This window comes from Dietzia sp. KRD202 (assembly GCF_017168155.1).
Taxonomy (GTDB): Bacteria; Actinomycetota; Actinomycetes; order Mycobacteriales; family Mycobacteriaceae; genus Dietzia; species Dietzia kunjamensis.
The window spans coordinates 1-887 of sequence record NZ_JABFAN010000088.1; the positions used below are offsets into that span (position 1 = coordinate 1).

At 71.0% G+C, this 887-nt stretch carries 2 protein-coding genes; one reads left to right on the forward strand and one right to left on the reverse strand.

Annotation, left to right across the window (positions count from 1 at the left end; genetic code table 11):
• Nucleotides 1–523 (forward strand): hypothetical protein (locus tag J1M64_RS18995; protein WP_241261799.1); only part of this gene is annotated, 523 nt, incomplete at its 5' end.
• 10 nt (nucleotides 524–533) lie between these two features.
• On the opposite strand, the gene J1M64_RS19000 is transcribed toward J1M64_RS18995, so the two are convergent.
• Nucleotides 534–887 (reverse strand): L,D-transpeptidase (locus J1M64_RS19000; RefSeq protein WP_206475209.1); only part of this gene is annotated, 354 nt, incomplete at its 5' end.

The following is an 887-nucleotide window of genomic DNA, read 5'->3' on the forward strand; positions in this document are numbered from 1 at the left end:
CCCGACGAGGACCCCCACCCGGACCAAGGTCATATCCCGCGGCCGAAGCCGGCTCTGCGCGCTGGTGGAGGTCGGAGGCCTGGCCGTGGCCCTGCTCAGCCTCTACCTGCCCTGGTTGAGCACCGGGCGGGGAGAGCAGATCACCGCGCTCGGGATCACCGACCTCATCGACGTCCGCAGCGTGGCACCCGTGCTCTACCTGGGCCTGGTGGGAATGCTCCTGTTGGTGGCGGCGACCGCCGCGACCCGACTGGGCGCGTTCGCACTGGCGGCCGCGGTGGTGGCGTCGGGCGCCCTGGTCGGACACCTCGCGTTCGTGTGGATCCTCATCGCCTCCACGGGGGAGGCGGAACCCATGCTGTCCGGCCTGCCGTCGGACGCGTCGGTCACCTTCGGGCCCTACGTGGCGGCCCTGGGCTTCGTCACGGTGGCGGCGGTGTCGGCCTGGGCCGCCTTCACCGCCGAGTACGTCCACCCGGACCCCGGTTCGGGCCACCGACCGATGGACGCGCGGGTGATCTAGTACGGGCGATCTAGAACACCACCACCGTGTCGCCGACCTCCAGTCGATCGAAGAAGGTGGCGGCCGCGGGCTGGTCCAGGCGGATGCAGCCGTGCGACTCGACCGTGGGGTCGCCCTCGTGGAACGCGATCCCTCCGACGAAGTACACCGCGTAGGGCATGGGCGCGTTGTCGAACAACCGGCTCACCTCGTGCCGCACTTTTCGCGTGACCTGATAGGTCCCCCTGGGGGTCTCCCAACCTGCCATGCCGTGGGACATCCGCACCGGCCCGTAGCTCAGACGCTCCCCGGACTGCAGCCACGTCCGGTTCCCGTCCAGGTCCACACACGCCGCGGCGGTGCGCGGGCACGGGCTCTGCGGGGT